This window comes from Halosolutus sp. DAT137 (assembly GCF_059736405.1).
Map to the genome: position 1 here is coordinate 117,663 of NZ_JCAQID010000002.1, position 19,275 is coordinate 136,937.

At 62.4% G+C, this 19,275-nt stretch carries 15 protein-coding genes and 1 pseudogene; 7 read left to right on the plus strand and 9 right to left on the minus strand.

From position 1 onward, the window contains the following. Window positions 1–235: 235 nt before the first annotated feature. On the plus strand, window positions 236–670 hold the full coding sequence (locus tag AC6I6L_RS06630) for a DUF4870 domain-containing protein (protein WP_497916950.1): 435 nt from the start codon (window positions 236–238) through the stop codon (window positions 668–670). 175 nt (window positions 671–845) lie between these two features. Further along, entirely contained in the window at window positions 846–2,672 is a 1,827-nt protein-coding gene (locus AC6I6L_RS06635) for an acyl-CoA dehydrogenase family protein (protein ID WP_497916951.1), read from the plus strand. 313 nt (window positions 2,673–2,985) lie between these two features. Here AC6I6L_RS06635 and AC6I6L_RS06640 read toward each other — a convergent pair whose 3' ends face one another. From AC6I6L_RS06640 to AC6I6L_RS06655, 4 genes are all read right to left on the minus strand, one after another. Continuing rightward, window positions 2,986–4,329 carry a cytochrome P450 gene (locus AC6I6L_RS06640; protein WP_497916952.1) on the minus strand — a complete coding sequence of 448 codons (1,344 nt, stop codon included), beginning with the start codon at window positions 4,327–4,329 and terminating at the stop codon, window positions 2,986–2,988. Between the two features lie 173 nt (window positions 4,330–4,502). Beyond that, window positions 4,503–5,555, minus strand: a complete 1,053-nt coding sequence (locus AC6I6L_RS06645) for a sensor histidine kinase (protein ID WP_497916953.1) — start codon at window positions 5,553–5,555, stop codon at window positions 4,503–4,505. A gap of 190 nt (window positions 5,556–5,745) precedes the next feature. Beyond that, window positions 5,746–6,264, minus strand: a complete 519-nt coding sequence (gene hjc, locus AC6I6L_RS06650) for a Holliday junction resolvase Hjc (protein ID WP_497916954.1) — start codon at window positions 6,262–6,264, stop codon at window positions 5,746–5,748. Window positions 6,265–6,307: 43 nt separating this feature from the next. Beyond that, on the minus strand, window positions 6,308–7,120 hold the full coding sequence (locus AC6I6L_RS06655; RefSeq protein ID WP_497916955.1) for a CPBP family intramembrane glutamic endopeptidase: 813 nt from the start codon (window positions 7,118–7,120) through the stop codon (window positions 6,308–6,310). A 203-nt stretch (window positions 7,121–7,323) separates the two neighbouring features. Between AC6I6L_RS06655 and AC6I6L_RS06660 the strand changes: the two genes are divergently transcribed. After that, window positions 7,324–7,572 (plus strand): HalOD1 output domain-containing protein, encoded by a 249-nt coding sequence (locus AC6I6L_RS06660; RefSeq protein WP_497916956.1) that lies wholly within the window; start codon window positions 7,324–7,326, stop codon window positions 7,570–7,572. A gap of 26 nt (window positions 7,573–7,598) precedes the next feature. Here the strand turns inward: AC6I6L_RS06660 and AC6I6L_RS06665 are convergent, their stop codons facing one another. From AC6I6L_RS06665 to AC6I6L_RS06675, 3 genes are all read right to left on the minus strand, one after another. Continuing rightward, window positions 7,599–8,882 (minus strand): adenosylhomocysteinase, encoded by a 1,284-nt coding sequence (locus AC6I6L_RS06665; protein ID WP_497916957.1) that lies wholly within the window; start codon window positions 8,880–8,882, stop codon window positions 7,599–7,601. 394 nt (window positions 8,883–9,276) lie between these two features. After that, on the minus strand, window positions 9,277–9,930 hold the full coding sequence (locus tag AC6I6L_RS06670; RefSeq protein WP_497916958.1) for a hypothetical protein: 654 nt from the start codon (window positions 9,928–9,930) through the stop codon (window positions 9,277–9,279). Window positions 9,931–10,089: 159 nt separating this feature from the next. After that, a complete protein-coding gene (locus AC6I6L_RS06675) occupies window positions 10,090–11,388 on the minus strand; it encodes an amidohydrolase (protein WP_497916959.1) in 1,299 nt (432 codons plus the stop codon). A gap of 392 nt (window positions 11,389–11,780) precedes the next feature. Between AC6I6L_RS06675 and AC6I6L_RS06680 the strand changes: the two are divergent. Further along, window positions 11,781–12,284: pseudogene (locus tag AC6I6L_RS06680) on the plus strand (stage II sporulation protein M); the annotation flags it as partial. A 22-nt stretch (window positions 12,285–12,306) separates the two neighbouring features. Here the strand turns inward: AC6I6L_RS06680 and AC6I6L_RS06685 are convergent. Then, complete coding sequence (locus AC6I6L_RS06685; protein ID WP_497916960.1) at window positions 12,307–14,952, minus strand: heavy metal translocating P-type ATPase; 2,646 nt, start codon at window positions 14,950–14,952, stop codon at window positions 12,307–12,309. Window positions 14,953–15,178: 226 nt separating this feature from the next. Between AC6I6L_RS06685 and AC6I6L_RS06690 the strand changes: the two genes are divergently transcribed. After that, window positions 15,179–15,847 (plus strand): AIM24 family protein, encoded by a 669-nt coding sequence (locus AC6I6L_RS06690; RefSeq protein WP_497916961.1) that lies wholly within the window; start codon window positions 15,179–15,181, stop codon window positions 15,845–15,847. 218 nt (window positions 15,848–16,065) lie between these two features. After that, window positions 16,066–16,920, plus strand: a complete 855-nt coding sequence (hisG, locus tag AC6I6L_RS06695) for an ATP phosphoribosyltransferase (RefSeq protein ID WP_497916962.1) — start codon at window positions 16,066–16,068, stop codon at window positions 16,918–16,920. Between the two features lie 125 nt (window positions 16,921–17,045). On the opposite strand, the gene AC6I6L_RS06700 is transcribed toward hisG, so the two are convergent. Beyond that, complete coding sequence (locus AC6I6L_RS06700) at window positions 17,046–17,441, minus strand: DUF7344 domain-containing protein (RefSeq protein ID WP_497916963.1); 396 nt, start codon at window positions 17,439–17,441, stop codon at window positions 17,046–17,048. A gap of 621 nt (window positions 17,442–18,062) precedes the next feature. Between AC6I6L_RS06700 and AC6I6L_RS06705 the strand changes: the two genes are divergently transcribed. Then, window positions 18,063–18,827 (plus strand): hypothetical protein, encoded by a 765-nt coding sequence (locus AC6I6L_RS06705; protein WP_497916964.1) that lies wholly within the window; start codon window positions 18,063–18,065, stop codon window positions 18,825–18,827. Window positions 18,828–19,275 lie beyond the last annotated feature (448 nt).

The window sequence follows — 19,275 nt, forward strand, 5'->3', positions numbered from 1 at the left end:
CGTCTGTGTGTGGCGAGATTCCGTGTGTGTGGTGGATTTCAAGACGGAACACCTCGAGACTCGCTGAACGCCGTCGCTGCGTTGTTCGTGACGAACGGAATCGATCGGGTCGTCGCCTTCAGGCGATCAAAATTCGGCACGACCGCGTTCTTCAGCGGGACCGTTCTGTAGGATTCGCTTCAGGAAGGGGGTCTATAGTTATTATCTAGAGAGGCGTACTAACGGTGAGATTGAAATGTCTGTTGAAGAACCAATACAATCAGAACAGTCCGAAACCGAACCCGACGCGAACGCACGGACGACCGGAACCGGACTGGAACCGAACGTCGCCGGTGCGTTGAGCTACCTGCTCGGCCCCATCACCGGAATCCTGTTTTACTTCATCGAGTCCGACGACGAGTTCGTCCGGTTCCACGGCGCACAGAGTACGATCGTGTTCGGCGGCTTCCTCGTCGCGTCGATCGCGTTCTCGGTGGTGTTGACCGCCCTCGCGTTCGTCCCGGTGGTCGGCTGGATCGCGGGACTGGCGCTCGGACTGTTGAGCCTCCTCCTGGCCCCCGTGGGCCTCGTCCTGTGGGTATTGCTCATGTACAAAGCCTACCAGGGCGAGGAGTATGCGCTACCGCTGGCCGGCGGGTACGCCCGCAGGTACGCGCCTGTAGCCGAGTGACACAGAGGGCCAGCGAACCGCGCTCTGTCGGCGCTCGTTCTGATGTCGACGTGTACAAGCAACGATGGACTTCGAGCGGTTCGGGGTAGACGTCGATCGCGGAGAGGCGACCGATCGGGTTTGTCACGTGGTTACAACCACCGTTTTATTGGAGTTCGTGCTACCGTATCATCATATGTCCTCGAAGATCGAGTACGGCCAATTCGATGAGGGCCGTCACGTCAACTACTGGGAACTCGATCGCGCTCTCGAACGTGAACTGGCGCGCATCTACACCGACGAGGAGTTCGAGTGGGCCGAACCTCGTCTCGACGAGTTCGGCCACGTCGTCGGCCACACGATCGCGGACAACGCCGACGACATCGACGACCACGGGCCGGAACTCGAACCCTACGACAAACACGGCGAGGTACAGAATTACGTCCGATATCCGGCGGCGCAGTTCGAGAACGAACGGCTAGCATACGAGATGGGGATCGTGGCGGACGCCTTCGAGGCCCCGCCGAGTCGCGACGACCCGATGCCGCTGTCGCACAACCTCGCGATGCAGTACCTGCTGTGTTACGCCGACCCCGGCTTCGACTGCCCGGTAGCGATGACCGCGGGCGCGGCGCTCGTCCTGGAGAAATTCGACGACGGCTCGCTGGCCGAGTACTACGACGGGCTGACGGCGCGGAACTACGAGGACGCGATCGAGGGGGCGATGTTCCTCACCGAAAAGCAAGGCGGCAGCGACGTCGGCGCGAACGAGACCGTAGCCGAGTACGACGACGAGGCGGAGTGCTGGCGGCTCACCGGCGAGAAGTGGTTCTGCTCGAACATCGACGCCGAAGGGACTCTCGCGCTCGCCCGAACCGAGGACGCGCCGGAGGGAACCGCCGGCCTCTCGATGTTTCTCGTTCCGCACAGCGATCTCGAGGGGAGTCCGCTGACGAAGGGCGATCGAATCGAGGCGGGACCACTTTCTCCCGAGGAAGCAAACGGTCAGTTGTACCGCCGGCTGAAGGACAAACTCGGCACGATCGCCGTCCCCACGGGCGAGGTCGAATTTCGGGGAGCGAAGGCCCATCTCGTCGGCGAGGAAGAAAACGGGTTCAAGCAGATGGTCGAGATGCTCAACCTCGAACGGCTCTCGAATGCCGCGGCCTCCTGTGGAATTATGGGCCGCGTACTGCTCGAGAGCAAGATCTACGCCGCCAACCGGGAGGCGTTCGGCGAGAGGATCGATCAGTACCCTCTGATGCGGGTGGACCTCGTCGACATGACCGTTGCCCACGAGGCCGCGCTGGCGTACGTCTTCGAGGCCGCGCGGCTCCTTTCCGAACGCGAGCGAGCGCGGCGAGCGGGCGAGTCCGCCGACGAGGAGTACCGGCTGATGCGGCTCCTGATTCCGATCGCCAAGGCTCGAACGGCACGGATGGCAGTCGACACCGCCTCCTACGGGATGGAGATCCACGGCGGCAACGGCTACGTGAACGACTTCGTCACCAACCGGCTGTTTCGGGATGCGCAGGTGCTCCCGATCTGGGAGGGCACCGAGAACATCCTCTCGCTCGATGTGCTGCGAGCGCTCGAGCGCGAAGACGCCCACGAACCGCTGTTCGAGACGATCGAAAACCGCCTCGAGATGGTCACACACCCAGAACTCACGACGGCCGCGGAGACCGTCGAATCCGAGTATCACGACCTCGCGGCCGCCCTCGCCACCCTCGCCGCCGAGGACGGCGAGTACGCACAGCTTTCGGCAAAGCGACTCGCTCACTACGTCTTCGACGTGTTTACTGGAGCCCTGCTGCTCGAACAGGCCCAGGCCCAACTCGACGACGAGAACGGACGGTTGGCACTGGTCGCACGGCGGTTCGTCGCGAACGAACTCGAAACGACCGAGGCGCGGGGGATCACGAGCGGCGATCGATTCGCCCTCGACGCGTTCGAACCGATCGTCCGCCACGCGCCGGTCGATCCCGAGACGCTGTCGGAGACGATCGCGGCGGACGACTGATCGACGGAGCCACGGCCAGTTCTCACGGACGAGGCGCTCGCTACCGACCGGTTTCAGCTGACCCGCCGAAAATCGGTTCCGCCACAGGGACAACTCGCCGGCGAGCCGATCGGACGAATGCGCCCGTCTGACCAGACTCGGGCCGCGAATACTGACTCACAGTCCGTACAAACCGCAATCTCCCGTGAGGTACCGGCCGAGTTGTCCATAATATACCGTGGGGAATACCACCGGAGAGTATATCCGTTGAGCCTACTCTGTTAGGGCCAATAGCTGCCACGAGGCGATCGAGTCGCGAACCGAAACGGGCGGATCACGATCGACGCTCGAGGGTCATCGGCATTCCACCGTCCGGATGTGCGGTCAGCGAGCCGCGGAGTTCGATCGGTCCGTCGTCGATGCGACACAGGCGAAACTCTCGAGCGACGACCGCCGCGATAATCGGAGCCTCGAGCATCGTAAAGCCCTTTCCGATACAGCTTCGCGGCCCGGCACCGAACGGGAAGTAGGCGTAGGTCGGATGGCTCGGCTGGAGCCACCGATCGGGATCGAAACGCTCGGGCCGCTCGAAGTACTGCGGGTCGCGGTGGGTCGCCCACTGGGAGAGCAAGACCAGCGAGTCGCGGGGGAGTCGGTAGCCGCCGATCTCGGTCGGTCGATCGACCTGTCGAAAGAGCGCGTACACCGGCGGGTAGAGTCGCATCGCCTCGCGAAGGACGTTCCGGAGCGTCGTGAGCTGTCGGACATCGGTGGCGGTCAGGGCGGTCGGGTCGTCGACGTCCGCGAACAGCCCGTCGACCTCCTCGTGAACGCGGCGCTCGACCTCGGGATGGGCGGACAGCGAGGCCCACGTGTACGTGAGCGCCAGCGCCGTCGTGTCGTGGCCCGCGAGCAACATCGTCAGTAGTTCGTCCCGAATCCCCTCGTCGTCGATCGCGCCGACGTCTCTGGCTTGCAACAGGAGCGCGAGCAGGTCGCGATCGTCCGGGCCGATTCCGCGCCGCCGACGCCGATCGACGAACAGGTCGACGATCCGCTCGAGTTCTGCGATCGAGCGATCGAACGCCCGCGATTCGGGCGTCGGCACCCAGTCCGGGACGAGCAGCCGTCGCGGATCGGGTTCGAAGCGCCGGCCGATCGGCTCCAGCAGGCGGCGAATTTGGCGAGCACGGCCGGGATCGAGGTCGATCCCGAACATCGCCTCGACGATGATCTCGAGGGTCGTTCGCGTCATCTCCCACTCCAGATCGCGCTCGTCGCCGTCGCTCCATCGATCGACCATCGCGGCGGATCGCTCGGCCATCAGCGGCGCGAGGTTCGTGATTCGATCGGGAGCAAAGGCCGGGCCGGCGATTTCGCGGCGCTCGCGCCAGGTCGCCCCGTCGCTCAGCAACAGTCCCTCACCGAGCAGGTCACCGATCGCGTCGGCCTGAAAGTCCGGTTTCGAAAAGGCCGCCTCCTCGGTGACGAGGACGCGCTCGATCGCCTCCGGCGTGGTGAGCAGGTGCGTTCGGTACGGGCCGAGATCGAAGGCCGCGACCTCGCCGTAGCTGTCGCGCAGATCCGTCGCGAAGCGAAACGGGTCCTCGGCATACTGGGGCAGCGAGCCGGCGATCGGGACGCCGCGGGGACCGGGTGGGCGACCGTGGGAACTCATCGGGTTCGAGTTGGGCCGGACGGCAAAGAGGGTTCGGCAGGTTTCGCGGGGAAACAATCGGTTTCGGAGACGTTTGGAGGTTGTGACCGGATCGAACGGACGGAGAGACGGCCGAACGCACAGGAAAAGTCGATGTCCGTCCTCGCCTGTCTCCTGCCGACGACGGAGAGATGCTACGGTTCAGCGTTCGTGGGGTTCTTCGGTGGAAGATAACAGTAAACGGCATTTCCACGCGGTTCTCGAGTCTCAAACGCGATCTCGCCACCCAGGGACTCGATACACCACTTCATTACGAAGAGTCCGACGCCAGAGCCGTGCGCGGTGTCGGTCGTTTTCGTGAACTCGTCGAGTGCATCGATCTCCTCGGCGGGGATCGGCGGGCCGTTATCTTCGATTCGAATTTCGACGCGACCGGTATTTGGCGACGAACCGACCGCGATATCGACGGTCGGCTCCTGTGTGTCGTTGTGAACGATCGCGTTTTCGATCGCGTGGCCGAGTGCGTGGCCGAACGCACGATCGACGTGAATCCACATCCGGTCTCGTTGTGTCACCGAAATCGTCGCAGTTGGATACTCCGTTTCGAACTCGGCGGTGACGCGTCGCACGGCGTCGGCCGCGTTCTGTGTGGAATAGCCTGCTTCCGTCGGAGTCGTGGCTCGTTCGATCATTTTGACCGAGTCGGTGAGGTCACCGAGATTCATCGCCGTTTCGTGAGTCATCGCCGCGATCTGGGAGGCGTGCTCCGTCTCGGCGATGGATTCGATCTGGCGCGCGAATCCCGCGATAACGTTTACTTCGTTGCGCAGGTTGTGCCGAAGGAGTCGCGAGAAGAGTTGCATTCGACGACTCGCATTGTAGTGGTCGGTAATGTCGTGGACCTCGGCCAGAACGAACGCCGATCCGTTCAGCGAGAGTCGCGACAGGTGAAATCGGACCCAGATGAGTTCCCCGTCAGACCGTTTGATCCGCCACTTGAACTGCTGTGACTCTCCAGTAGCAGCCGCCCGTAGCCGGTGAACGATCTCCTCACCGGAAAACGAGTACGTGTTCGCGCTGTATTCATCGACGGCCATCGCCCGGAGGTCCTGGAGTGCGTATCCAAACAGCGACTGGAGGTACTCGTTCGCATCCAGAACGATACCTGAAGCCGGATCGTACAACGCGATCCCGACGTGAAGCGAGTTGTACGGCGTCGGTAATGCAGCGTCCGGATAGATCGACATACAATTATCAAATCACAAGAACACAGCAACCTTGTTTGTTACTAGGAGAGATATATAGTGATCGAGATCAGGTCGAAGAACCCGAAATAGTTGGAGAAGTGCGTTATTACTGCCTCGAAATGCCGAATTTAGTTCGAGAATATTCGTGACAGTAGGGATATATATCCGAGGAAGTCGATTTTCGAGTCGGTTACTCGAGCAGTCCGGCGGCTTCTTCAACTTCCATCACACCCTGTTTGACCGCGTTCAGGACGCGAACGATGTCCTCGTCCGGCCCGGACTCGATCGCGTCGACCTCCGCAAGCGTGACCTTCTCACTCTCGCCGACGAACTCCGGGAAGTCGGTGCCGTCAGCGATCGCGGTCTCCTTTTTGACGCGGTAGTTGCCGCCGTCGGTCACGTAGAGATCGGCGGGATGGAAGAAGTACCAGTCCTCGCGATCGAAGCGGACGCCGACGCGGGGTTTCGCCCCGAAGTTGCGAGCGAAGTAGGTGAGCGCTTCGACCTCCTCCCCGGAGAGGTAGATGGGGTCGCCGGCGCTCGATTTGGCCTCGATCGCGTAGAAGGTGTCGCCGTCGCCGGCGAGGACGTCGGGGAGTTCGCGTTCCGTCGCGGAGCCGCTTGCGGGCGCACGCATCACCGCGAAGCCGGCCTCGTCGAGCGCGTTGACGAGTTCCCGCTCCCGGCGATCGCCCTTGGCCTGGGACATGGCTGACTCTCACCGGCGGCGGATAATAAAAGACCGGAACCGGTTACAGCGGGACGACGGCCGCGGCCGACGCGAGCAGCGACGGTGCCGTTTCGCCCGCCTCGATGTCGAACTCGATGGCGAGATACAGCAGGCCGAACTGGAAGGCGTTGAACGCCGCGTGGGCCGCAGTCGGGACGACGAGATTGTCGGTTTTCGCGTATAGGTAGCCGAAGACGACGGAGCCGCCGAAGATGATCGACAGGGAGACGAAGACTGCGACGGGCGAATCAGCGAGGACGATATACACCGGGAAGTGGACCAGCGCGAAAATGAGGCTCGCGACGCCGACCGCCTGGAGCCGCGTGAACGCGTCGTACAGCCGCTTCTGGACGATGTTCCGGAAGAGGAACTCCTCGGCCGGCGCGTTGAAAAAGAAGACGATGAGGATCATGATCAGGATCATCGTCTGGTCGCCGTCGACGAACTCGAGAACCTGACTGTCGGCCGCCGGCAACGAGAGCGCCTGAACGAGGATGCTCACTGCAAAATAAAACGCGATGCTCCCGACGATACCTCCGAGGACGTAGAGCCATCCCCGAGCCGTCGGTATTCGAAGGTCGACGTAGGACCAGCCGCGATCGGTCACGGCGAGATAGACCGCCCCCGCGAGGACGAAGCCGAGAAAGTTCAGGATCAAAAAGACGGTACGGCCTTCGATCGAGGCATTCGCGGGCGATTCGAGCAGCGCCGGGTCGACGAGCAGCGCCGGAAGAGTCGTAAACTGGGAGGCGATGATACCGAGGAGGGCCAATCCAGTCGCAACGAGCGTCGACCGGAGCGGTCCGTCCGTCCGTTGCTGTGGGGGAGTCTCCATGCGGGGTAGTATGAGAACCGACTCCTTGTGCGTTCCTCTCCCGGACGGCTATCGCGCCGGAAAACCGCGCCCGAAGGCCCCACCACTCGGCGGAGTCCGACCTGATGCGGTCCCAGCGGGACACTATACACATACCTTCTCAGGGGAAGATCGCTATACAGATACGGAACACGCGGATAGCTCTCGGGGGTGTGCTGTCGTCAATGAGCAGCGCCACCAGCGAACAGCAGTCCGAGCGGATCAGCGTCCGAGTCGTCGAAGCGATCGCCGAGGCCAGGAACACTGACGCCCTCGATTTGCATCCGCCGCTGTACGACGTGATCGATCCGAACGCGCTCGATCGGCTGTGGACGGGCGAGGAGACGCTATCCGTCCAGTTCGAGTATCGAGAGCACACAGTTACTGTCCGGGGAGACGGAACCGTCTCCGTGGACGGCCACAACTACGAATGACGACTGAGAGATAATGTCGGACGCGTCTACGTCCCGTGATCCCAGGAGTCCATGTACTCGCGCTGGGTGTCGGTCAGCGAATCGAACGCGACGCCCTCCGCGGCGAGTTTAATTTCGGCGATCTCTTTGTCTAACTCGTCTGGCACGTCGTGGACGCCCGCATCGTACGCCTCGGCGTTTTCGAGCATTTCGCGGACGCAGACGGCCTGAATGCCGAAGCTCTGGTCCATGACTTCGACGGGGTGACCCAGGGAGATTGGGGCGGCGAGATTGACGAGCCGGCCCTCAGCGACCACGTTCAGCCGACGGCCGTCGGCCATCTCGTAGGCTTCGACGCCATCGCGGGCCTCGTAGCGATCGACCGCGAGGTCGTCGAGCGCGTCGAGATCGATCTCGATGTCGAAGTGACCCGCGTTGGCGAGCAAGACGCCGTCGCTCATCTTCTCGAAGTGCTCCTCGACGACGATATCGCGGTTGCCGGTCGTCGTCAGGAACACGTCGCCAATTTCGGCGGCCTCGGCCATCGGCATCACGTCGTAGCCTTCCATGTGGGCCTCGAGCGCGCGGCGCGGTTCGACTTCGGTGACGATCACGTTCGCGTTCTGGCCCGACGCCTTTCGGGCGACGCCTTTTCCGCAGTAGCCGAAGCCGGCGACGACGACGTTTTTGCCGGCCCACGAGAGGTTCGTGGTCATGGCGATCGACGCGAGCGAGGACTCGCCGGTGCCGTGGACGTTGTCGAACAGCCGCTTCATCGGCGTGTCGTTGACCGCGAAGACAGGATACTCGAGGGCACCGTCGGCGTCCATCGCGCGCAGGCGGTGTACTCCGGTGGTCGTCTCCTCGCACCCCCCGACGATCCCGTCGATCAGTTCGGGGTAGTCCTCGTGGATCGCCGCGACGAGGTCCATCCCGTCGTCGACCGTGACGGTCGGCTCGTGGCCGATAACGGCCTCGATCGCGTCGTAGTACTCCTGATCGTCGACACCGCGTTTCGCGTAGCTCGTAATCGAGTCGTGAGCGTCGAGTGCGGCCGAGACGTCGTCGTGGGTCGACAGCGGGTTACAGCCGGTGACTGCGACCTCCGCACCACCCTCCGCGAGCGTCTCGACGAGGATCGCCGTCTTCGCCTCGACGTGCATCGCCATCCCGATCCGTTCGCCCTCGAAGGGCTGGTTCGCGACGAACTCCTCGCGAACCTCCTCGAGGATTGGCATGTGCTGGGTCGCCCAGTCCATCTTTCGTCGCCCCTCCTCCCGCGCGGCGTCGAGATCATCGAGTTGCTCGCTGATCGGCGCGTAGTTGCTCATAGCTGAAGTAACTGGGAGGGGAGGCAAAACGCTACCGAAGCGGTGCCAGCCGCCGGCCCGATCGATCGCGGTCCAGCCGCGGCTGCCTACTCGACGGCGATCGATCGAGACCGATCCGTCATTGGAAAACCAATTGGTTCGCCTGCGATACGCTGGTCGCACCCGGCCCAGTACTGGTCCGACGGCGGCGACGGGACACGGATTCGAATAGGGAGTGCCTCTGACCTGATACGGAGTAGTGTCCGTCGGTACCGCCGAACGGCGAACCGTCTTGGCCGATCGGCGGTAATCGATGACACTAATCCGTATGAGTGATGGTGGTGTGTTCCCGGCCGTCCGCTGTCGGTCGGCTACGCATCAGTCCCCGACGCGTCGGTCGGGAGCGACGCGATCGTCAGTCCGGTCCGGCGTGGGCCGGCGGACCGCCGTCGTCGCCGTCATCGTCCGCGTCATCGTCCGCGTTCGACGGCCCGCCAGCGTGTTCGGGCGGACCGCCGTCGTCGTCAGACTCGTTTCCGTCGTCGGAGGAGCCGGCGTGGGCCGGCGGTCCTCGATCGCCGTCGGTCGGCGGTCCGGCGTGGGTCGGCGGGCCAGCGTGAGCCGGCGCATTACCCGGGTTGTTCTCGACGACGAAACTCGCGACCGCGAGACCGAACGGTCCATCGGTCTCGTTCTTGTTCTCTTCGACGAACTGCGAGACGAGCTCCCCGAAGTTCGTTGCGGCCTCGGTTTCGTTGTCCGCAGTTTCGTTGCCGTCATCGGTTTCGTTGCCGGCGGTCTCGTTGCCGTCGTCGGTCTCGTTGCCGTCGTCGATATCGTCACCGTCCGTATCGTCGGTCTCGTTGCCGTCGTCGATATCGTCACCGTCCGTATCGTCAACACCGTCATCGGTTTCGTTACCGTCGTCGGTCTCCTCCTCGTCGATGTCTTCCTGCGCAATCGACGCGATCGGATCGTCGGCGGATGCATTCGCTGCGGCCATGCCCGGCACCGCGAACAGCGAGAGTGCCACGACGACCGCGAGTGTCGCTGCGGTGAGTCTGTTCATTGCACTCGGGACATTCAAGTTTTCGTGAATAAACCCACCCGGCAGTTCGGGGAGTTTCCGATCGATCGTAACGGATCGAGAGACAGTTATACCGTTTATTCTCTGCGCTGAACGTTCAGCGTTCGTTCATCCGCCTGCGATCGCGATCGGTCCCGTCGGTCAGGACTCGGCGCGGGTCACCAGCGCCTCGGCCTCCTCGGCGGCCCGCTCGCGAACCGCGGCTTCATCGAGGGTGCGCACCTCACGATCGCGCATGAGCACCTGCCCGTCACAGATCGTGTGTCGAACGTCGGCGGCCGCGGCCGCGTACGCGAGGTGACTCACGAGATCGTGGGCCGGAGTCAGGTGAGGCGTCTCGAGGTCGATCACGGCGAGGTCGGCGGGTGCACCCTCGACGAGGCGACCGGCATCGAGACCGATCGCGTCGGCGGTCCCGGCGGTAAGCATGTCGACGACGGCCTCGGCGGGCACCGCGCTCGCGTCCTCGGCGGCGAGTTTACCGAGCATGGCCGCATCGCGAGCCTCGTCGAGCATCGAGAGGTCGTTGTTCGAGGCCGCGCCGTCGGTGCCAAGACCGACGGAGACGCCGGCGTCGAGCATCCGCTGGACGGGAGCCATCCCGCTTGCGAGTTTCATGTTCGAGGCCGGACAGTGGATCACGCTCGTGCCGGCCTCCGCGAGCAACCCGATCTCGCTCTCGTCGACGTGGACGCCGTGGGCGAGGAAATCCTCGGGTTCGAGCATCCCCTTTTCGGCGGCGTACGCGAGGGGGCGAACGCCACGCTCGTCGACGATCGGTGCCACCTCGTCCCGCGTCTCGTTGGCGTGGTAGTGAATCGGGACGCCGATGTCGCGGGCTTCCGGAATGAACTCGTCTAAGTACTGCTCGTCGACGGTCGTCAGCGAGTGGGGCATAAACGCCGAGGAAATCCTGCCGTCGGCCATCCCGTCTACCTCCTCTGCGACCGCGAGGCCCTCGCGGGCGTCCTCGCGGGCTGCCTCCTCCTCTTTGGCGACGGAGATCACGCCGTGGCCGAGGCGGGCGCGCAGCCCTGCCTCGTCGACCACGTCCGCGATCGTCGGCACGAAAAAGTACATATCCGCGAAGGCGGTGGTCCCGGATTTGATCATCTCGAGGACGCCGAGTTCGGTCCCCGCCCGGACGGAGTCGGCCGTCAGTTCGGCCTCGACGGGCCAGATGTCCTCTTGCAGCCAGGCGTCGAGCGATTTGTCGTCCGCATAGCCCCGGAGCAAGCTCATCGCGACGTGACAGTGGCCGTTGACGAAGCCGGGCGTTACGAGCGAGTTCGACGCGTCGAGCGTCTCGTCGGCCTCGCTCGCCAGCTCGCCGTCGAGTTCCCGGATAACGCCCGCGTCCTTGTCGATCAACACGTCCGCTCGCGTCACCGTCGCGTCCGGAAGCAGGACCCGTCCGCCGGTGAGTGCCAGTGTGGCCATTGACGAAGCCTTCTCGCCGAAATTCCTTATAGTATCGATTAAGAGTCCCGAAGGCAGGTTGGTTCGAGCAAGCTACCGAGGATCGCCGCGACTCACACTGAAAGTCGTCGTTGACCCCGAGCCGCCGGTCGGCGGACTTATCCCTATTTTCCACGAATGACCGGCTATGAACGATCGCGAACGCGACGGAAGCGGTGCCCGGGAGCCGCCGGAGCCGGAGTCCGGATCCGAGACGCGAGCGGAGACACCGGAGTCCCGCGACGATCGGTCGACGGCCGAGGCGGCGGAGGCGGGCGAGGACGACTCGATCCCGATCGCGGCGCCGACGGCGACCGATCCGGAACCGGGCCGGGGAACGAACACCGACCGCGGACCGGATCGCGGCCCCGATCGCTGCCGGCGTCGACCTGTCGGAGCTGATCATCGAGTTGCTGCTCGAGGAGTTCGACGACGAGGAGCTCATGGGCGGGGTCGAACTCTCGGCGACGTTCTTTATCACCAACAACACGCCCCCGTTCCTGGCCGCGATCGTCGGCGCGGTAACGCTCGGACTCGTAACCGCAGTCGTCATGCTGTTCAACGGCCTCCTCATCGGAAATCTGGTGCTCGCACTCGCCCCCGAAACGGGGTATGGACTCGTACTCGCGTTGCTCGTCCCGCACGGGATCTTCGAACTTCCCGCGCTGTTTATCGCCGCAGGCGTCGGATTTCGACTGCTTCACCGTGCCGGTCAGCGAATCGCCGGCACGCGTGACGCGCTGTTTACGAAGCCCTATCTCGTCCGAACCGCCGCGATCGTGGGCTTTGGCTGGCTCCTGCTCGTGCTCGCCGCGTTCGTCGAGGCGTATCTGACGATTCCGATCGCGGAACAATTCTTCCCGGATCAGGCCGGATAAGAGACCGCGAGTCGAAACGGAGTTAGCGTCGGAATCGGTCGAACGGCCGCAACACTGCGAGCCGGTACTCTTCGTGGGGGTCGTAGTTCGCGAACGCCAGACTGTTCGTCATCACGCTGACGCTCGAGGTCGCCATCGCCAGCCCCGCCAGGGCGGGATTCAACAGCCCGAGTGAGGCGATCGGGAGCAGCGTCGCGTTGTACGCGAACGCCCAGAAGAGATTCTGGCGTACCTTCGCGATGGTCGCCTCCGAGATTCGGATCGCTTTCAACACGTCCGCCGGATCGTTGCGCATCAGGGTCACGTCGGCGGACTCGATCGCGACGTCGGTCCCCGAGCCGATCGCCACGCCAACCTGTGCGGTCGTGAGCGCGGGCGCGTCGTTGACGCCGTCGCCAACCATCATGACGCGTGCGCCGCCTTCCTGTAGCGCCTCCACGTGGTCGGCCTTGTCCTCCGGCAGCACCTCCGCCCGGACGTTTTCGGGGTCGATTCCGACCCGTTTTGCGACCGCTCGCGCGGTGCGCTCGTTGTCGCCGGTGAGCATCACGACCTCGGTGCCGCGATCGCGCAGGGCCGCGACGGTTTCTTTGGCGCTCTCGCGGACTTCATCGGCAACGGCAATCACACCGACCAGCGCACCATCAACAGCGATCGGCATCGCCGTCTTTCCGTCGCGTTCGAGTCGCGTCAGGACCTCCTCGGCGGGTGCAGTGTCGATTTCCGCGTCCTCGAGCAGTTTTCGGCGGCCGATCAGGACGCTACCACGATCGGTTTCGGCGCGGATGCCGTGGCCAGGGACGTTCTCGAACTCGCCTACTCCGCCGACCTCGATGCCACGCTCTTCGGCTCCGTCGACGATCGCCCGCGCGATCGGGTGTTCGGAGCCGGATTCGGCGGCCGCGGCCGCACCGAGGACGAACGATTCGAGTGATTCCGCGCGGCCGGCGAGCACGCCGCCGTCCGGAGCGGCGTTGGAGTCCCCGCCGTCGGCAACCGCCCGATCGCCAACCAGTTCGACGTCCGTCAACACCATCTCGCCGTGGGTCAGCGTCCCCGTCTTGTCGAAGACGATCGTATCGATGCCCCGAACCTGTTCGAGCACGTCGCCGCCTTTGAACAGCACGCCGTTGGTCGCCGCGAGCGTCGAGCCGACCATCGTCGCGGCCGGCGTCGCCAGCCCGAGCGCGCAGGGGCAGGCGATCAGCAGCGAGGAGGCGAGGACGATCACCGAGAACTCGAAGACTGGAACGCCAGCGCCGCCGACGGCGGCGACTTCAGGGCCGCCCTGAACCGGACCCCACAGCGGGAGCCAGTCGACGAACGCAGCCAACTGTTCGGGGAACGCAAGCCAGAGCAGCGCCCAGACCGTCGCATTGACGATGACCGCGGGGACGAAGTAGGCGCTGACTCGATCGACCAGCCGCTGGATCTCGGGCTGGCGCGACTGGGCTTCCTTGACTCGCTCGACGATCTGCTGGATCGCCGTCTCGGAGCCGACCTGGGTCGCCTCGACGAGGAGCACGCCGTTCTCGTTGATCGTCGAGCCGACGACCTCGTCGCCCTCGTCTTTTTCGACCGGCACGGACTCGCCGGTGAGCATCGATTCGTCGACCGCGCTCTGACCGTCGACGACGACGCCGTCCGTCGGAATTCGCTCACCCGGCCGGACTTTCATCACGTCGCCCGGTTCGACCTCTTTGAGGGGGACCCGTCGCTCCTCGCCGTCGTCGATCACGGTCGCTTCGTCGGCCTCCATCTGGAGCAGTTCGCGCAGGGCGCTGCCCGCGCGGGCCTTCGATCGTACCTCGAGCCAGTTGCCGAGCGTGATGAACCAGAGGATAAAGGCGACGGCCTCGAAGTAGAGCCCAGCCCCAGAGATAAGCCCGAACAGCAGGGCCGTACTGTAGACGTAGCCCGCCGAAGAGCCCATCGCGACCAGCGTATCCATATTGGCCCGCCGGTTGTGCGAGAACGCGCGGTAGGCGCCGACGAGGAACTCCTTGCCGAGCGTGGCCATGAGGATCGTCGCGAGGACGAACTCTGTCAACCCGAGGACGGCGACCGTCTCGAATCCGAGATCGATCGTCCCCAGATCGGGCAGGGTCACTAACCCGAACATCGCGAGCATGACCGGCACGAACGGCAGCGTCAGGAGGCCGCCCCCGATCACCAGCCGGCGCTGTCGACGCAGCTCTTTTTCGACGGCGCGTTCGCGCTGGCTCGCACCCTGCGCCTCCTCGACCTCGTCCCGGACGGGTTCGTAGCCGGCCTCTTCGATCGCGCGGACGATCTCCTCGATCGAGGTGTCGGCCGGGTTGTACTCGACGCGGGCCTCGTCCGAAGCGACGTTCACGTCCGCCCGGATCACGCCGGGGAGCGCCCTGACGGCCTCGCCCACCGTCTCCGAACAGGTCGAACACGACATGCCCATCACGGTCAGCGTCTCCGTCTCCGCGGCGGCCTCGTAGCCGGCCGACTCGATCGCCGCGTAAATCTCGGCCAGCGAGAGCGCTTCGGGGTCGTACGCGACGGTACCCTCGTCCGTCGCGTAGTTCGCACTCACGGACTCGACGCCGTCGAGTTCCGAGACGGCGTCCTCGACGGTCCCCGAACACGTCGAACACGACATCCCCGTAATCTCGAGGTGCGCCCGTCTGATCGTCATGTCTGAACAGAGGGGCTACACCTTCAAGCGGATTGTGACTTCGCGACCGGGAATATCTGCGTTCTATACTTTCGAAACTAAAGCCCAGCGGCGATCGAACGTTCGAAGTCCGTCGTCGATACCGGGCTCGCGATCCCGATCCAGTGTACGGTCTGGTCGAGTTCCGGACACCGTTCACCAGCACAGCTTAGAACGATGCCTGAGAATGACTGTCCGGAACAACACGATGAATCTCGACGAATTCGCGGAGACGAACGCGCCAGAGGAGGGAACGGAGCGGTTCGAACTGGAAAACGACAAGCTCCTCGATATCGATCTGGACGGGACGGCGATGATGAAGGCTGGATCGATGATCGCCTACACCGGGAGCGTTTCGTTCACCGGCAAGAGTTCCGCCGAAGGCGGAATCTCTGGGTTCCTGAAAGAGAAGATGACGAGCGAAGGAATGCCGGTGATGGAGGCTGAAGGGACGGGACACGTCTACGTCGCGGATCAGGGAAAGAAAATCCAGCTGCTCCACCTCGACGGGGGCGAGAAGATCTCGGTCAACGGAAACGATATTCTTGCCTTCGAATCGACGGTCGACTACAGTATCGGTGCGGTCAGCAGCATTTCGGCCGCCTCGACCAGCGGCCTCACGAACGTCTTCCTCGAAGGCCCCGGAAGCATCGCGATCACGACTCACGGCGACCCGCTCGTCCTGACGCCGCCCGTCAAGACCGACCCCGACGCGACCGTCGCCTGGAGTGGCTCGCTCTCGCCAAGCGCCAGCCGAGACATGAACCTCGGAAACATGATCGGACAGTCCTCCGACGAGCGCTACCAGCTCGACTTTTCGGGGACCGAAGGCTTCGTCATCGTCCAACCGTACGAGGAGTCCCAGTCCCATGAGTGAGGGCGAATTTCGAGGGTGACGGCGAGAACGACCGCGAGTCTCGAGAGTGGCGGCGAGAACGACCGCGATCGCGTCGGAGCGAATTCGGCGCGTGCCGGCCACGATCAGCGAGAGCGGAAGCCCCCCGACGACGAATCGACCCTGTCGGAGACTGAAGACCCGATGGGACGGAAATTGGGATGGAAAGACAAATCCCGCCCGGCCGCGAACGGCCGGTAATGCGAATCGCCGTTCCCAACAAGGGCCGCCTGCACGAGCCGACGATCGACCTCCTCGAACGGGCGGGACTCCACCTCGAGAACGGTGCCGATCGGAAACTGTACGCCGACACCGTCGATCCCGACGTCTCGGTGCTGTTCGCCCGCGCGGCGGACATCCCTGAGTACGTCGACGACGGGGCCGCCGACATGGGCATCACCGGCTACGATCAGGTTCGGGAGGCCCGCGTCGACACCGTCTCCGAACTGCTGGACCTCGAGTTCGGTCGCTGTCGTCTCGTCCTCGCGGCACCGGAAGACGGCGACATCGACAGCGTCGAGGATCTAGCGGGCAAAACCGTCGCCACCGAGTTCCCGAACATCACGCGCGATTTCTTCGACGACGCCGGCGTCGACCCCGATATCGTCGAGGTGTCGGGTGCGACCGAGCTGACCCCCCACGTCGAGATGGCCGACGCGATCGTCGACATCACCAGCACTGGAACGACGCTGAAAATGAACCGGCTGGCGATCGTCGACGAGGTGCTCGCGAGTTCGGTTCGCCTGTTCGCCCGCGAAGACGTCCGTGACGAGCCGAAAGTCGAGGAGGTCCGGACCGCACTTTCGTCGGTCAAACAGGCCGAGGGCAAGCGCTACCTGATGATGAACGTCCCCGAGGAACAACTCGACGACGTCAGGGAGGTCATCCCGGGCCTTGGCGGTCCGACGATCATGGATATCGCAAACGGCGGCGGGGAGAAAGTCGCCGTCCACGCCGTCGTCGACGAACGTAGCGTCTTCGAGACGATCACCGACGTCAAGCAAGCCGGGGCGAGTGATATTCTCGTGACCGAGATCGAACGGCTGGTCGAGTAGCCGGATTCGGCCGCCACGGCCGCCGAACAATCGGAGAACAGTGTGGTCGAGCCGTGACTATTGTAGTAAACGACCACGGGTCGGGTGACCCGTGGAACTCTCGCTGTTTTCTTTAGAAGGGGGCGTCAGTCGGATCGCTCACGCTCGAACAGTGACTCGAACTCGAGGAGGTTCGCACCCTGCTCGACGATGCCCCGATCTCGATCGTAGGTGACGATCCCGTGTGATTCGAGCAACGGCAAGTGGGTCCGACAGAGCGAGACGTGAACGCGCTGGCGAAGGTCGTGCAGGGTCGTCACGAGGGTCGCGTCGTTTTCGACGTCGGCAACCGTTCCCACCAGTGTCCGTACGGCGACCGGTCCATCGGCGTCGAGAACGCACTTGACGGCCTCGCGTCGCCGGTCGCTATCGAGGACACGTTCGATCTCCTCGCGCGAGATCGATCGGAGGCGAACCGAATCGGTTTCGGCGGGAGTCGGCCGCGTCGATCGGGACTGCGTTCCACGGGAGTGGATCGTCATGGGTCGGTGAGACTCACCGTCGGCAACCTGAATAAACGGAGTCGCTCGTTTCGTCTCTCAGCCTCAGTTTCGGTCAGTATCAACGGATTATCACCGAGTGAACGATCGAGAATCGGCCAAAACTGAAGGAAACACGGGATTACGTGGGACGATCGAGACGAACCGACGGGTGGGGAAGGGGTGGACAGGAAGCGTATCGCGATCCGACATAAGTGCGACGAAGGCGGCTGCTAGGCGCGAGAGTGCGATAGGAAAACAGGGATCGATGGCCGTGGTGAATCGCCAGACGGCAGTGAATTTGAACAATCAACGACACGTTTGATGTTATGGCCGACACGCGCCAAGACGATTGTCACGGAATTCATCCAGCTTCGCACATCCACGGCGCTACCAAATGGTTGCTTGGTTACCGAGACGGTAATTTCAAACTGCGTTGGTTAGCCGAAGGAGGCCGCGCCGAGTTATAACAACAATAAATTCTGTACTGGATTTAATTATTTTTAATTATCAAATATGGGAAAACATATAAAATACCATACTTTTGAATTATATATGAATCGACGCACTGCCCTCGTACTTACTGGAACTGGGTTTTCATCACTGTTGTCTGGATGTGTGGGTATGAAAACAAACAACGATCTCACTCCACGAGAGTTGCCTGATAGGCCCGTTGAGTCGACAGAATCAGCTATCGCCGCGTATGCAGCACAGTATAGAGAGGTGATTGGCTATAATCAACGCCTCGATGAAAAAAGAGAAAGGGATGGATCTTATGAAGAATTGTCTTATACTTGCTCTGGAGCGTTTGAAGCGAAGACATCTGCAGGAGATGTTGTTATGGTAAGTTGTTATGTGTCTGAAACGGTCGATAACGGACTATTTAGGGGCGGCTATTCAAGTCATGGTCCTGTAGGTCCATACACCTTATTGGTATCTAACAGAGACATAACTCAAGCAGTGGTCAATCATGGATCGCAAGAGTTCGATGAATGGATGGAACCCTCGTTTTTGATACGTGGGCTCACAATTATCAACTTCTCCCCAAGTGATTGCCGCGTCGAAATTTCGATTTCGAGTGATAAATCAGGTGTGAATAGTTCGGAATCAGTCGTTTTTTCCGAAGAATACGAATTGAAATCGGAGACCGGCAAGACAGAGCTGGGGGTTATTGATGGCGGTAATGACTATACCATAAACGTATCTGGTCCGTCAGATCAAGCTATAACATACGATTGGCAAACAAGCGATGAGCCTCGAGAACCAGTAATAATTGAAGATGATTCCACTCTAGATATTTCTCTTGGTATTTATGTACTCCCTGATCAGACTATCGAGGTTTTCGAGATACCTGAAGAGCGCTCAGTCCGTTGCGCGCTCTTCAGGTAGGGATTCTTGTACCGATTTGTCGCCGATCGTCGTTGAGAACGAAAACGAATTCGAAACCCTCGTTCAGGAAACGTTCGAGAAAATAACGCAATGAAGTAGCTTCACAAAGAAGTGGTGTGAGAAGGTCCTTGGCTTTCAAACGTTATCGTAATCAGTAGCGGCGGGCGAGTTGCCAGCCGATCTGCGTGTCATGATTCCCAGTGAAGCGAGAATTTTGGACATAGAGCATCCGCGATTTCCCGCTTCAACTCCCTGGTTCTGACGGATCAAGTCGGCGCTGTCTAGCGACTTTCCAGATTCGGGTCGATCAACATCTATCCCGCACGGCGTCCGACGTGGCCCACGTATCGAGGTTCCTGGAGTCACCGTTGCGGGAGTGAAACGGTTCTAACGAGAGGGTATATGCCACCGTCGGCATGACGGTGGCCCACTGGCGGCAAAAACGGCG